10 protein-coding genes are annotated in these 14,359 nt (G+C 56.0%); 4 read left to right on the top strand and 6 right to left on the bottom strand.

Going from position 1 to position 14,359, the window contains the following annotated elements:
* Positions 1-2: 2 nt before the first annotated feature.
* Both ACOZ4I_RS02440 and ACOZ4I_RS02435 read left to right on the top strand, forming a co-directional pair.
* Positions 3-842 (top strand): RNA ligase family protein, encoded by an 840-nt coding sequence (locus tag ACOZ4I_RS02440; protein WP_424002674.1) that lies wholly within the window; start codon positions 3-5, stop codon positions 840-842.
* A gap of 2,105 nt (positions 843-2,947) precedes the next feature.
* On the top strand, positions 2,948-4,144 hold the full coding sequence (locus ACOZ4I_RS02435; RefSeq protein WP_424002672.1) for an orc1/cdc6 family replication initiation protein: 1,197 nt from the start codon (positions 2,948-2,950) through the stop codon (positions 4,142-4,144).
* An 824-nt stretch (positions 4,145-4,968) separates the two neighbouring features.
* On the opposite strand, the gene ACOZ4I_RS02430 is transcribed toward ACOZ4I_RS02435, so the two are convergent.
* The 5 genes from ACOZ4I_RS02430 to ACOZ4I_RS02410 form a co-directional block, all read right to left on the bottom strand.
* Positions 4,969-5,949 (bottom strand): GDP-L-fucose synthase family protein, encoded by a 981-nt coding sequence (locus ACOZ4I_RS02430; RefSeq protein ID WP_424002670.1) that lies wholly within the window; start codon positions 5,947-5,949, stop codon positions 4,969-4,971.
* Positions 5,946-7,007, bottom strand: coding sequence for a GDP-mannose 4,6-dehydratase (locus ACOZ4I_RS02425; RefSeq protein ID WP_424002668.1), 1,062 nt, complete (start codon positions 7,005-7,007; stop codon positions 5,946-5,948). Before ACOZ4I_RS02425 ends, ACOZ4I_RS02430 begins: the two co-directional genes overlap by 4 nt.
* Positions 7,008-7,143: 136 nt before the next feature.
* Positions 7,144-8,379, bottom strand: a complete 1,236-nt coding sequence (locus ACOZ4I_RS02420; RefSeq protein WP_424002666.1) for an O-antigen ligase family protein — start codon at positions 8,377-8,379, stop codon at positions 7,144-7,146.
* A complete protein-coding gene (locus ACOZ4I_RS02415; protein WP_424002664.1) occupies positions 8,376-9,104 on the bottom strand; it encodes a glycosyltransferase family 2 protein in 729 nt (242 codons plus the stop codon). The genes ACOZ4I_RS02420 and ACOZ4I_RS02415 overlap by 4 nt, the downstream gene beginning before the upstream one ends.
* 140 nt (positions 9,105-9,244) lie before the next feature.
* Positions 9,245-10,084 carry a glycosyltransferase gene (locus tag ACOZ4I_RS02410; RefSeq protein WP_424002662.1) on the bottom strand — a complete coding sequence of 280 codons (840 nt, stop codon included), beginning with the start codon at positions 10,082-10,084 and terminating at the stop codon, positions 9,245-9,247.
* Between the two features lie 107 nt (positions 10,085-10,191).
* Between ACOZ4I_RS02410 and ACOZ4I_RS02405 the strand changes: the two genes are divergently transcribed.
* The gene (locus ACOZ4I_RS02405; protein WP_424002660.1) at positions 10,192-11,331 is read left to right on the top strand and encodes a glycosyltransferase family 4 protein; all 1,140 of its coding nucleotides are present in this window, start codon (positions 10,192-10,194) and stop codon (positions 11,329-11,331) included.
* 683 nt (positions 11,332-12,014) lie between these two features.
* Positions 12,015-12,965 (top strand): UDP-glucuronic acid decarboxylase family protein, encoded by a 951-nt coding sequence (locus tag ACOZ4I_RS02400; RefSeq protein WP_424002658.1) that lies wholly within the window; start codon positions 12,015-12,017, stop codon positions 12,963-12,965.
* A 70-nt stretch (positions 12,966-13,035) separates the two neighbouring features.
* Here the strand turns inward: ACOZ4I_RS02400 and ACOZ4I_RS02395 are convergent, their stop codons facing one another.
* Positions 13,036-14,262 carry a hypothetical protein gene (locus ACOZ4I_RS02395; RefSeq protein ID WP_424002656.1) on the bottom strand — a complete coding sequence of 409 codons (1,227 nt, stop codon included), beginning with the start codon at positions 14,260-14,262 and terminating at the stop codon, positions 13,036-13,038.
* Positions 14,263-14,359 lie beyond the last annotated feature (97 nt).

Genomic DNA, 14,359 nt, shown 5'->3' with positions numbered 1-14,359 from the left:
GGATGAAACAGTTCCCGTCGATTCCACACGTCTCTGATGCGCCTGACGACCTCTTCCACAAGGGCCATCTGTGGATTCTGGAGAAGGTAGACGGGGCAAACATGCGCTTTCAGCTTCGGGAGTCGGGCCTACTTCGCTTTGGCGACCGAAACCGCGTTTACGAGGATCCTAACGCAGTACCAGAGCCGTACCGCCATGCCATCCGAGACATACGTGAAGGTCTTGATCGAGATGCTTTCCGGCGTGCTGTCGACAATGTCGATTCGTACATCTTCTTCGGTGAAGCGATGCACCACCACGTAATCGACTACGACTGGGAACGAACGCCGTCGTTTCTCGGCTTCGACGTCTGGTCGGCCGACGACAACCGCTTCCTCTCTCCGGACGTCATCGAGGGTATTTTCGACCGTCTCGGCCTCCAATCTGTCAACGCCATTGAGCGTGAGCGACGAGCGCAGGAGCTCAATCCAGACAGCTACGAGATTCCGCAGTCAGTCTGGTACGACGGGCCTGCCGAAGGCGTCGTAATTCGGAACAAGCGTGGCGGCCGCGCGAAACTGCTCCATCCCGACTTTCAGGAGGGCGACGAGACGATTCCGGTCGAAGGTGACGCTACCGCGCTTGCTCGCCGTTACGCGACACAACAGCGGTTCCGGAAGATTGCAGCCACACTCGAACACCGTGAGCAAGCAGTGACGGTCGAGACGCTCTACGAACGGACGCTCGAAGATATCGTTCGAGAAGAGCACAAGCGGCTCTATCACGGTACAGACACGATCGATATGGGGGCGCTTCGCTCCGAAGTGGCGGCCCTGACGCGGGTGTTTCTCGACCAGAAATAAGGACCAATGGTGTGGTTTGAGGGCATAGCAGCGCAGCAAAATACGAATGTTCCTCCGCTCTCCAGTCGATGCAACGACAATTGGGCGGAAGCACCCACAGAAAGATTTCCACCGACGCACGCTCGCGGACGGCCACGAATCGTGAGTGGGACGGGTCGTCACGGCACCGCTTGCTCCGGCCGAGACGAACCCGGCTCTACTGCTACCGTAACTATCAATCAGTTGCTTGAACCCATCGACCAAACCGATCAGTGCGATTTGCAAGGCTAGTGTGAGCCGATTGAGTTCGACAAACCAGATGAACACCGTCCTTTGTCAATCTCCAAGTGGCCAACCCAAGAGATCATCACCGAAAGAACGTGTGTGATCGCTGTCGAACCTGGCTAGACCGATGGATATTCCAGTCGGCGAATGCCGTTTCTGACAGATCAGTGCGGCAGAAATCGTGTGACAGCGCCCTACTCAACGCCAGTTTGGAAATGTTGGGCACGGTGAACTTATTCAGTTATTTTGATAGGCATAGCACAAACGAATTTCCAACCCTCGTCGCTATCGTGCGATTCAATCTAAGGTTGGATATAGTTGTGTATTTTATATTTCTTGGAACGGACAGGTCTGTTTCCCACGGAGCGCCCCGCTCGCTGCAATTCTGGCGTGGCTTTGACTGCTCGCCCGCTGTTAGTGCTTATCGGTGGATATCCAGGGAGTCTGGGAACCAATTGAATATATTCTACCGGTGGATTTCACTTGGGTAAACTCGGCAAGATGTACAAAATCATCTCAAATTCGATTCGTCTGGAGAGACGCTTAGAAACTGAGAGAAGTTATGGACTCGTGGCCTGGCTAAACAAAGAAGGCTTCCAAAATCCGTATAAACGCTTCTCCACGGCGAATATCCTGTTTGCGAGGATTAAATACAGCCACTAGTAGTTCATAATCACCACTGGCGGCCGCAAGAGATGGAGTGGGTAGAGTCCGAAGTAGGACTAGGAACAATGCCAACAGGTGAGTCGTGATACCCACAGCTGCCTTTGCAGAATACAATTACTGGGAGACATTCGATATTCTTGCCTGGTGAGACACTCATCTTGGAGGGAAATCTGCCTCAGGCACCGACAGGAGAAAGAAAGCCAACCTTCGTTGACGGGTGCTCCAAGCCGATAGTTTGCGAGCGAAGGGACCCACAGGAGACAGATAACGTTCTAGTGCCTCCAAGAACGATTGATGCGTTCCACCAATAGATGCAGGAATGGGAGTGTCTGGAAAAGAGGACAGTTTACAGGCTGTCGATCCGGTCCGATTCGAGCGTGTATGCTATCAGTATCAGATGTCCCAATCCCACCTATCTCAACAGAGGCACGTGTCGAGCTATAGTAACAATTGAAACGATTTACAAACCGATTGCACCGCCATCGTGCGATCGGATGTGCGTTGGCTTTCAGTGGCTACCATATGATTTGAAAAATGTCACTACCCATCGATCGGAAAACCGGTAGTGAGAGTTCATAATCGGTTTCCCTCCAGTGGTTTTGAGAGCGCAAGTCACCACTGGAAACCAACTCAGTCGGAGACATTTCGTTACGAGACACGTTCGTGGCGCGATCTGATTACCCAGCAGGCATCTCTCTCAAATCATCCCCACTCAGACCACCTAGTTGCACTCAATTTGCTCACAGAGGTACTCTTGCGGACAATAGAGCCGGCTATGAAGGGTGAATAAGCTACTAACAAAGCGATAAAACAGCTTTGAAGCAGTCTCAGAGTTTTGTCTCGGGTATGAAATAACAGCTGTCACTAATTAGTATCTGAAAAGAGAAGACAGGACACATGTGAACTCGGTTTAATGAAGAGAGAGCACGTTTCGTGTGCTTACGATTGGAGACGACATCGGAAACACTACCAAGAGAGTGGATTTCGTGTGCTTGCCACTTCGATAGTGGCGACAAGCTCAGATATGAGAGAGTACGTTTCGTGTGCTTTCCGCACGGCTCTACTGACACAGGCCAGTGTGACGGTGTTCTCAATGGGAACTCAATCTTCACGGTAGCATACGAAACAAACAACGCTTGGTTTTATATACTCATGTCGAGTTGGATGCGATATCCATGACCAGTCCGTTCGATGATCTCACAGAGACGGTGTTCGCGGACAAGGAGGTACTCACGGAAAGCTATCAGCCGGAGACAATCCTTGAACGTGACGAGGAAATCGAAGCGTACAGCCACGCACTTCAGGATGTGCTGTTCAACCGTGAGCCAGAGAATGTCTTCGTGTACGGGAAAGCCGGACTCGGGAAGACAGCAGTCACGAAATACATGATGGACGAGCTCAGTGAAGAAGTAGCGAAGCGAGATACGGCCGACGACCTCCACATTCACACGATCAACTGTAACGGGCGGACGCTGTTCATGGTTGTTCGTAGTCTCGTCAACGATTTGCTCCCAGAACACGCCAGTCGATTCCCGAAGCGGGGACTCGGGACTGGAGACGCGTTTGACGAACTGTACCGACAACTCGACCGGATTGGTGGGACACACATCGTCGTGTTCGACGAAATCGACCACCTGGAAGAAGCAAACACGCTCCTGTACGAACTGCCTCGTGCACGAGCGAACGGTCACGTCTCGAATGCGAAGGTAGGCGTGATCGGAATCAGCAACGACTATACATTTCGACGGACGCTATCGCCGAAAGTCAAAGATACGTTGATGGAAACCGAGATTTCCTTCAGCCCGTACGATGCTGGTGAACTACGAACGATCTTGGAGCATCGAGCAGAACGTGCCTTCGTGGATGGGGCATATGACACCTCAGCAATCGCGAATTCGGCCGCCCTAGCCGCACAGGACATGGGGAACGCACGGCAGGCGCTTGATTTGCTCCGTGTTGGTGCAGAACTTGCCGAACGAAACGGTGAGTCGCCGGTCACGGACGATCATATCGAAGCTGCACGGGAGCAAGTACAGCGTGGCCGACTGGAGAACAAGATCCGGGACCAAACCGAGCATGCACAGTACATTCTGGAGGCGGTTGCAACCCTACAGACCCAGGATGAAGTCCCGGCACGGTCGAAAGAGATCCAACGAAAATACGAGCAGGTCGCCGACTCACATGCCGCCTCGCCGCTGTCAACCCTGAAAAGCATCCAGGATCATCTCTCGGACCTCCACATGCTGGGATTTCTCTGCCGTCACGATCAGAACAAGGGCCTGAGTGGCGGACAGTACTACGAGTACGAACTCGATCTCGATCCGGCGATCGTCTTGGAGACCCGCACAGAAATCGCCAGACATACCGAGTGAAAGCACACGAAACGTACTCTCTATCTTTCCGAGGCCCCTCCCAAGAGGATGCGAGCCGAAAAGCACACGAGATCAACTCTCTTGCTGTTTGAGTTCATGAGAGGCGGCCAGCGTAAAGACTGATCTCTCCGTGGACGCACACGGCGGTACAGGGCCGACAGATTGAGGCTTCCCATGGACGGTCTCCATGACAGAGATTCCTCGATATCTGCCCAAGAAGTCGGGTCGGCGACCTCATCGATGAATTCGCTTGCGTCTCGAGAGGTGAGCGGCCAACGGCACAAAACACGTACCGCCCCCTAGAATCCTAGTAATCGGTCACGGACGAGAGCGGGTATCGAGATCGGTTCGTCATAGCCTGCCTTAGGTGGCGAGATTATTAGTGTCGTGGTCAGTTCCGTTCACAGCATGTCGGTAAGACGAATTGATTGGCCGAGCCCTGAGAAGTCTCCGAACGCGACCTAACTGTGCTCGACAACAGTGATGAGTCAGTTATACACCGTTGTTGGGGGTATCCGAGAAGTTCCTCGATCGCTGTCGCAGATTCTTTCTATTGGACAGCCGATGCTCGTGAGGTATGTCATCTCCCATCGGTCTCTGTGCGCAGTTGTCGACGTAACTGTGCCTCATCGACACCATCCAACTTTTTGCCCACGTCGTCATGCGACACTCTCTGCGCTCAGAGGATTCGAAATCGTCTTGCGTATCCGTTTCAGGAAGAACAGATCGACCGAGACAATAGGAACGAATCGGACAATAATCCCTTCGACATCTGGCGGACTCCGATCAGGCTCAATCGGGCCGAGCAACTCAGTCTGTTTTAGCTATCTACTGTGGTGCACGCCTCCGGCCGGATATTCGTCTCTAACCGACCTGTACCACTCTATCGTCTGTTTGAGCCCATCCTCAAAGTCGGTACGAGCGTTCCAGTCAAAGTACTTCTCGGCACGGCTGATGTCAAGTTTCCGTCGAGGTTGACCGTCAGGTTTCGAAGTGTCCCATTCGATGCGCCCCTCGAAACCCGTCAGACTCGCTATTGTCTCGACGAGGTCGCGGATACTGATTTCCGAACCGCTTCCGAGGTTGACCGGTTCGCTCCGGTTGAGTTCCTCAGTAGCATCAAGAATACCACGTACAGCGTCAGTCACGTAGAGGAATTCCCGGGTCGGTTCACCGGTTCCCCATGCAGTTATCGAGTCGTCGCCCCGGTCGCGCGCCTCCAGACACTTTCGGATAATCGCTGGGATGACGTGGGCGGAATCAAGATCAAAATCGTCTCGCGGCCCATAGAGATTCACTGGCATCAAATAGATACTATTGAAATCGTACTGCTTTCGGTAGGCCTTTGACTGTGTGAGTAGCGCTTTCTTCGCGATACCGTACGGCGCGTTCGTCTCTTCTGGATAGCCATCGAAAAGGTCGTCCTCTTCGAACGGGACATCGGTGTGGTTCGGGTACGAACAGATGGTCCCCAGAATGGTGAATTTCTCGACACCGAACTGGCGAGCGAGTTCCATAAGCTCGATGCCCATCACGGCATTATCGTAGAAGTAGCGACCTGGATTCTTTCGGTTAGCACCGATGCCTCCAACAGTCGCCGCCAGATGGATAACGGTATCAGCACCGGATTCGACGAACGCCTGTCGAATGGCGGCCCGCTCTCGGAGGTCGTACTCGCTGCTGCGGGGAACGAACACCTCGACGTCGTCGGAGCGAGAGCGCAGTTCCTCGACCAAATGACTTCCAAGAAAGCCGCTCCCTCCAGTCACCATCACCGTGCGGTCGTCCCAAAAACCGTGGCTCATCGCCAGTCCACCCGCCCGTACCACGCTGGTTTGTTGTTCGCATACCAGTCGATGGTTTTCCGGATGCCGTCACGCCAAGATACGTGCGGTTCCCAGCCCGTCTCCTCGTTCAGTTTCTCGTAGCCAACTAATAGCTCTTCTACGTCGCTATCGCCGGGGCGATACCGATCATCTTCCTGAACAATCTCCGGGCGTTCCCAGTAGTCGTGTTCGGCACCCACATCGAGGATCGTCTCTGTCCACTCCCGCATCGAAATGTTCTCCCCGTACCCGTAGACGTACTGCTCACCGGGGCTGCCACTAAGTGCGACGTGGAGATGGCCGCGGACACCGTCGCTGACGTAACACATATCCCGTTTTGGCTGGAGATTTCCGAGTTCGACGATGTCGCGTTCAAGTGCCTGCGTGATGATCGTTCCCGTGATGTACCGTGGGTTCTGCCTGGGACCGTAGTTATTGAACATCCGCGTCGTGACCGTCGGAAGCCCGTACGCGTCGTTGAAGTTCATCGTGAGGAAGTCGGCAGCGAGTTTGGTAGTGGCGTAGATACTCGTGGGATTGACCGGCGAGCGCTCACTAAGGAGGACGCGACCGTCGTCCTCGTAATCATGTTTTTCGACCATCTCCTCCTTGACGTTGCCATACTCCTCGCTGGTGCCAGCGGTGTCGAACTTGGCGATGTCGAGGTCGAGATCGACGACGGACTGGAGGAGATTGAGAGTGCCAGTGACATTGGTGTCGACGGTCTCATAGGGTCGGTCCCACGATTCGCCAACGTGGGCCTGGGCTGCTAAGTGAAAGATGAGAGTCTCACTGTGGTCGGTGAACGTCTGCAGAGCCTGTTCGACAGAGTGTTTGTCCCTTAGGTCGCCGCGATGGACCGTGATGGCCTCACGCTGGTGCCGGATATTGTTCAGTTCCCCGCTGGATGTCGCACGGACGAATACGTGGACGTCGGCACCGTGTTCGACGAGCGTGTCAACGAGATGGGAGCCGACGAAGCCGTCACCGCCGGTGACGAAGACAGGGCGTTCGGTGAGCTTCGATTCGAGATTCATACCAGTGCCACATGTCTTGGTGGGCCGGACATTTCTTTTTCCATTCCTGGTGCTTCCGGCAGATAGGGGGCGATGGCCAAGGGTAGCCGGACAGAACCGGTCCGGTTGCGCATAGCTTCCCCAGGAAAGCTACCTCTCAGGCCCAGAAGCGCCGGCGATCGCGAGTTTCAAGAGCGGCGGCGGCGACGAGCAGAACGACGAGAATGTACAGCAGGCGTGGCACCCGGGCGTGGGCCCCGCCGATGCCGGCAGCGAGGAGCCCGACGAGCCAGCTGGCACCGACGATAGGGACGACCAGCGACACGTCCGAGATGCGGCCGATAAACGTCCGGACGATGACCAAATAGAACGCGATAGCGAGCACGAACCCGACAGCGCCGAGATCAACCAGCAACTGTGAGTACAGCACGTCGAGATAGCCGACTCTGGGATTCTCCGGCGAGGCGAACCACCCGTAGCCAAATATGGGCTGCTGTACCCACAGATCGATCGCCTCCTGTGTGAGCTGGAATCGACTCTCTAATCCATGGAAGAACGACGGATTCAGGGTTAATTCCCCGTTCCTGAGTACGAGGGGAAGGTACCGCTTGAACAGCCACGGCCTCGTCGCAAGCAGGATGGGGACAACGAGCGACGCGGTCCCCGCGACGGCAGTGATAAGTGTGCGGACAGGCAACTTGTCACGCAGTAATACCACGCCGATAGTGCCGCCGCCGAAGAGCGTAATCATCCCCGACCGCGAACCGGCAGTGAGAACGCCGACTAGACAGACGGCCCCGGCGAGGAAACTGAGCCCGGCCAGCCTCGGTCGTTCGCGAACCCAGAGGGCGCCGTTCAGCAAGCCGAGTAGCGCCGGCAGGGCCAGAAACACGGCCATCGTGTTAGGATTTCGCCAGAGGACCGTCGACTGCGCGTACGTCCCTGCCGCAGTGATGTTCTGGACGACGGCGACAGCGGCGATAAGTGCCCCACCAGCGGTCAGAACTACGAGCGCCCGGTCCCAGTCGACAGCCGCTGAGAACGACTGTACCAAGACGAGGAGGCCGGCTATTTCGAACCATTTCAGCGTCCAGAGGACGTTGATGAATACCGAAACCGGTTCGCGGACGACAGCGACCAAAATCGTGACGAGAATCCAGCCACCCAGGAGACAGAACCAACCCGTCACCTCCGGAACCGTTAGTTCAATCCGCCAATCGTCGCTCCGCAGTCGCCGGGCGAGGAACAATCCTCCGAGTGCCACGACGACAAAATCGGAGGCGTTTATTGAAGCGTATTTCGACCCCACGCCCGGGAGCGGGAGCTGCAGCGAGAGCAGGACACTGATGAGGAACAACGTGACGAGCAGATTCGGCCACGAATCGCCACTCATGAGCGAATGTAACGAAGCGCTTCTGGCCGGCCGTCGAGAAGGTGATACGTCCCCTGCAGCCCGAGTGCCGCCGCCGCCAGGGCCCTGTCCGGCACCACTCGCTCGAATGGCGAGAGACCATATCTGGATTTCAGTTCCCGCATCTCAGCCTGCCGTTCCGGAGGTGGCGTCCCCGTCGTCTTCGCCGCCTCGTGGAGACGCCGAGCGCCGATGAACGACTGCACCTGGACCAGTTCGAGGTCTGCAGTGAGCAGTCGCCAGAGCAGGTCGGCGTCCATCACGTACTCCAGTTCCTCGTCGACACCGCCCAGTGAGTCCAGGGTGTCGCGTCTGATAACCATACTGTGGTTTCCAGTGAACTGATAGTAATGCTTATGAACGAACCGGGAGGGTGGCGTGCTGTACTTCCGACCGACTTCGTTGCCCTCGGCGTCGACGAAGAGATAATCTCCGTAGATGACATCGGCCCCCGGTTGGCCCTCGGCGGCCCCGCCCAGCGTCTCCATCGCGCCGGGCAACAGGTAATCGTCGGAGTTGACCCAGCAGATCCAATCGCCGGTCGCCATCTCGATCCCCTTGTTGATAGCGTCGGACTGGCCGTCGTCCGGCTCCGACACCCACTTGAGATCGTAGCGGTCCTCGTAGGCCTCGAGCAACTCGACCGTCCCGTCTGTCGACCCGCCGTCTACGACAACGTGTTCGATCTCCGCCCCCGACTGGCCCATTACAGACTGCAGATTATCTTCAAGGAATTCCGCCTGCTCGAAAGAGGGTGTGACCACGCTCACCGAGAACCGAGACATGTTGGTGATGAATTCAGTGGCAATATAAATAGCGTTCGGTACGCTACCCGTTAGAAGCCGGTTCACCGAGTTGCGTCCGCGGGATCGCGAGCAACGGCCGTATATATGAAATGACGGATCGACGGCGGGACAAGCCTGAGTGGGACGCGGGTGACGAGGTTCACCAGCATGACGGGGAGTGAGACAAATCCCCGCCGGTAGAAGTCCCACTGACGGCGGGCGTCGGCGCGAGCATACGCCAGCCCGCCACGACGCGCTATCATCTCCTCACCGGCTCTGACCTTCACTAATACCTCCGGAAGGTTCCTAAACGTAGCGCCGTCACAGAGGAGTCGTACCCAGAGGTCGTAGTCTTCGAGCGGCATGACCGGGCGGTAGTTCCCCACCGAGAGGACGGCCTCGCGCCGGAACATGACGGTCACGTGGTTGATCGGGTTACGAAAGCGGGCTCGCCGTCTGATTGCGTCGTGCGCCGTCGGGACTTCGCGTCGCCTATTCAGGGTTTCCGGGTCGTCGGTGAACTCGCCGATGTATCCGCCGAGGACGTCGATCTCAGGGTGAGAGGCCATAAAGTCACACTGGATCTCGAACCGCGTTTCCACATTGACGTCGTCCGCGTCGAACCGTGCGATGAGCTGGTGACGGCACTCCCGAACCCCAATCCTGAGTGCCTCCCCGAGCCCCCTGTTTTCCGGAAGCGCGTGGCGCCTGATCTGCTTTGGGCGCTCGGTGGCCCACCTGTCGAGGACGGCTTCGAGGGCCTCGGTGAGCGGGCCGTCCTCGACGACGAGGAGCTCGTCGGGCTCGCGGGTCTGCCGGAAACAACTGGCGAGCGCCGCGTCAAGCTGGGCCGGATCGTCACCGTGATAGACCGACAGGAGCACCGAAAACGACGTCGACATGTTACGAGTTCGATAACCGTGGTAATTAAGCGTAGCGCTCTAGGCACCGTGTCTCCGGCAAACCCGATAACGAACGTTTTTATCTACTGCCGGTCAGATTCGTCTAAATGGCCTCCATCCGTATCTTGTTTCACCGCTCTCATCTCAACCCTCGCGCTGAACTGTTCGCTGAGGCCCTAGTCGCCGAGGGCCACGAGGTCACCGCACTCTGCTGGGACCGCAAAGGGAGCTCGAACGCCGCAAATGATGCGGTCCCATGTACCCGAGTCAGTAGTCCGGGGCTACGGGTCTCGATGCTGAACGCGTTCCTCGTTCCGATACTGTACCTTCAGTTTGTCCGGGAACTGCACGGTAACGAGACAGACGTCCTCTTCTGTGGCCACGTCTCACTGCTGCCGCTCGCGGCGGTCCTCGGACTCTCTGGCACCACTGTTGTTTACGACGTCGTCGACCCCCGTGTCGAGGACTATAGCGAGCGTGACTCGATGCTGGCACCGCTGTTTTCGTGGACGGTCAAGGCCATCGAGCATGCGTGTCTCACCGTCGTTGACGGCATCACGGTCATCGACACTTCCGGTGACGTCGTCAAGGAGCGCTACGAGGGGTTCACGGACAATCTGGCCGTCGTCTACAACGTCCCCAAACTGAAGCCCCCCCACGACCGAGTCGGTACACACGACACGATCGTGTACGTCGGCGTCCTGGACGACAGGAAGGGCGTGTCCGCGCTCCTTGAGGCGTTCGCACTGGTCCGGCAAAGCCAGCCTGATGTCGAACTCCTGTTCATCGGCGATTCAGTCGACGACACCGCAAACCGACTACGGAGCCGAGCCGCCGAGCTTGGGGTACGCGATGCCGTCGAGTTCGCCGGCCGGGTCGACTACGCCAAGGTCCACGAGAGCCTCGGCCGGGGCGACGTGGCCGCAGCACCCTATCAGCCGGTCCCGATGAACCGAATCGTCCGCTGGAACGCCCGCAAGATTCCCGATTATATGAATGCCGCCCTCCCCGTTGTTGTGCCTGATTTCGGTGGGTTTCCGGAGATCGTCGAGACGACTGAATGTGGTGTGACTGTTGATACTACCGATATCGAGGAGCTCAGAGACGCGCTAGGTGCCCTCCTCGACGACGCCGATCAGGCCCGTCACCTCGGTACGAACGGTCGTCGCGCCGTTGCGGAGCGGTACAATTGGGAGAATGAGCAGTCGAAAGTCGTTGATGTCATCGAGACGGCGTTAGGGGACTGATACGGCTTGTTGAAGAAATTTACTGGTATGCACCGGACCTGAGTCCGGATCCTCTGAATATAATTTGAGAACAGGACCTGTTCGACGGCTACTCCAAGGAGACGAATTCTCCGGACGGTATACAAAGAAGGCCCTACCGAAGAACCTATACAGACCCCGTGACGACTTCGATCTCGGAACGAGTCTGGTGGTTCCTGCGATGATCCTCAAAGCCATCGAGAGGCCCTGAGCGGTGCGGCGACACCATTACGGCGTGGGGGCCCGGTGAGCCGACAAGAAAATTCCTGTACGTAAAAGACGCCGCCGAAGGAATCCGATGCGACAGAGCGGTACAACAGCAGCGTGTCGGCGAATCCCGGGAGCGACAACGAGATTAATATCCGGGAGCTGGTCGAGACAATGGTTAACCTGACCGGGGTCGACGGCGACATCGAGTGGGATACGTCGATGCCTGACGGCCAGCCACCCGGTCGACTCACCATGTATAGCGCCCGAGTGCGGTTTGGCCGGAAGATCTAAACTAAATTGGAGGACGGACTTCGTCAGACGATCGAGTGGTACGAGGAGGAGCGAGCGGAATGTGATAAAATAATACTCGACAGACGATCACTCTGCCTCGTTAAGAGCATTGCAATGCCTGAACCGAAGCTATTAATCCTAGTGGGGGCTGTTGGTGAATCAAGATGCAGAGAGTATTAGTTACTGGTGGTGCTGGATTTTTAGGTTCGCATCTCTGTGAATCACTTCTCGAAGATGGCCACGAGGTCGTAGCAATGGACAACCGCATCAGCGGTCGCACCGAAAATCTCGAACAAGTCTTTCATGATGACAATTTCACTTTCTACGAACACGACGTTACGAACTTCATCCATTCGACTGGAGAAATAGACTGGGTACTGCATCTCGCCAGTTTGGCATCTCCGGTGTTCTATCAGGACAACCCGATCAAGACGCTGAAGGTTGGTGCACTCGGGACGCACAAGACGCTTGGGCTCGCTAAAGAAAAGAACGCGAAGTACCTGTTTACGTCGACGAGCGAAGTCTACGGCGATCCAGAAGTCAATCCACAGCCAGAGAGCTACCGTGGGAACGTGGACCCGTTTGGCCCAAGATCCTGCTACGACGAATCGAAGCGGTACGCCGAAGCGTTAGTAAGGGCATACCGGGATAAACACGATATCGACGTCCGGATCGGGAGATTGTTCAACACGTACGGGCCCCGCATGCGTCTCGACGATGGTCGCGTGATTCCGACCTTCATGAGGCAAGCACTCCAAAATGAACCGCTAACGGTACACGGAGATGGGAAGCAGACACGGAGTTTCTGCTACGTTACCGATCTCATAGAGGGGCTACGCGAACTGATGCGGTCAGATTTGGATACTCCAGTCAACATCGGGAACCCGGATGAGTGGACAATCAAGAAGCTCGCTGAAGAAATTATCGACGTCACCAACAGCGAGAGCGAACTCGTGTTCGAAGAGCGACCCGATCAAGATCCGCAAGTTCGAAAACCCGACATCACTAAGGCTCGACGGCACCTCAACTGGGAGCCCACTGTTTCACTTCGTGACGGACTCGAACAGTTACCGGAATATTTCCAAGCCCAGCTTGATCAAAGAGGCACGGTGTAAGCAGAAAGCGTGATGTGAGACGACGTTGGAAGTGCGGTCTGGTCCGTTAGTACCATCCCAGAGGAATCGCCTACAATCTATTTCTCCAGCGAGCCATCCGCTGTTCTATTGCCTCGCGCAACTTAACGAGTTTTGGATTTGTCGTGAGGAAATACCCAGTAATCAGTGCGAACGACGGTGCCAACGGTGCTCTGTAGCGCCAGGAAGAACTTACGAACATCAACATCGTCACCCCCGTTACGACGATGATTGGCGTACCGAACAGACTGAATACGATCGAATGTTGTCGGAGCGATCGCACCAGTCCAAGAAGGGTACACACTAACAAGGGAATCAGAACGATCGCATTGAACGCCGTGTACACTATCGCACCCCGCGAGAGTCGCGGAACCAGCGGGAGGTAGAACACGAACAGGCGGAGCAGCATGATTTGTAGGACGTGGTCGATATTGACGATGAAGAACTCAACCGCAGTGTCGGATACGCGAGGCGTATATTCGTAGAGAGAAAGTGGAGAGTCCCAGTGGCCTCTGTAATATATCCACCCCTCCCGAAACGACAAACTGGCCTGGTTTAGTTTTCGAAAGACATCGGTGAGAGCTTGCACAAGTATTGGGAGTCCAACAACTCCGGCAATCGAAACGGATCTCGGGAGGAGCCCAATTCTGTATCCGCTATCGTCAGGGAAAAGATCGAAAAAGAGCCACCCTGCGACGATTGGTAACCCGAACGGGCGCGTCGTAATGAGCCAAATAAACGAGACAACTACCAGCACAGCACTGGTCTTCGTACGTTCATCCCTGTGGAAAGCGATCGCCCACATCGAAAAGACAAGGGCAGCGATAAACACTGTTTCCGAGAGCATGAACACGACAAACCGGAGTGCCTCGAACAACAGGGCGAACCCGAAGCCTGCGATGATCCCCCCCGCAACGCTCACGACACGGACACAAATGTAGTAGATGAGTACGGCCGTCACGGCGGAGAGAAAGACTTGGACGAACGCCCACGGAACATTTGATCCACCACTCAAGACGCGAACGCTACAGAACGGTGCGGTGAATCCGAGATATGTGATACCCTTTCTGATGCCAATCAAAGCAGTGGGGTCCGAGAATATAACTTGGCAAGCCTCTATGTAGGATCCGGTATCCGGTGGCGTTCGGAGGGATCCCTGAAGGATACGTCCAAGGTAAGCCAACCGAATTATCAGTGCTGCAAAGAAGACGGCCAGAGCACCGACAGCTGGATTCGTCCGAGCAGACGTATACCAAGTGTTCAGGGACAGTCTCCTCATTCGTACACCTCTCAAGATACGATAGCACGAGATGAATCTTGTGACTCGAGGTGTGTAGAAAGTTATCCAAATCTACTGCAGTGCGGTCTTGGAGTCT

This window comes from Haloarcula salina, from assembly GCF_049603855.1.
Lineage (GTDB): Archaea > Halobacteriota > Halobacteria > Halobacteriales > Haloarculaceae > Haloarcula > Haloarcula salina_A.
Note: the sequence above shows the minus strand (reverse complement) of the source record. Positions and strands in the feature narration are given on the sequence as shown.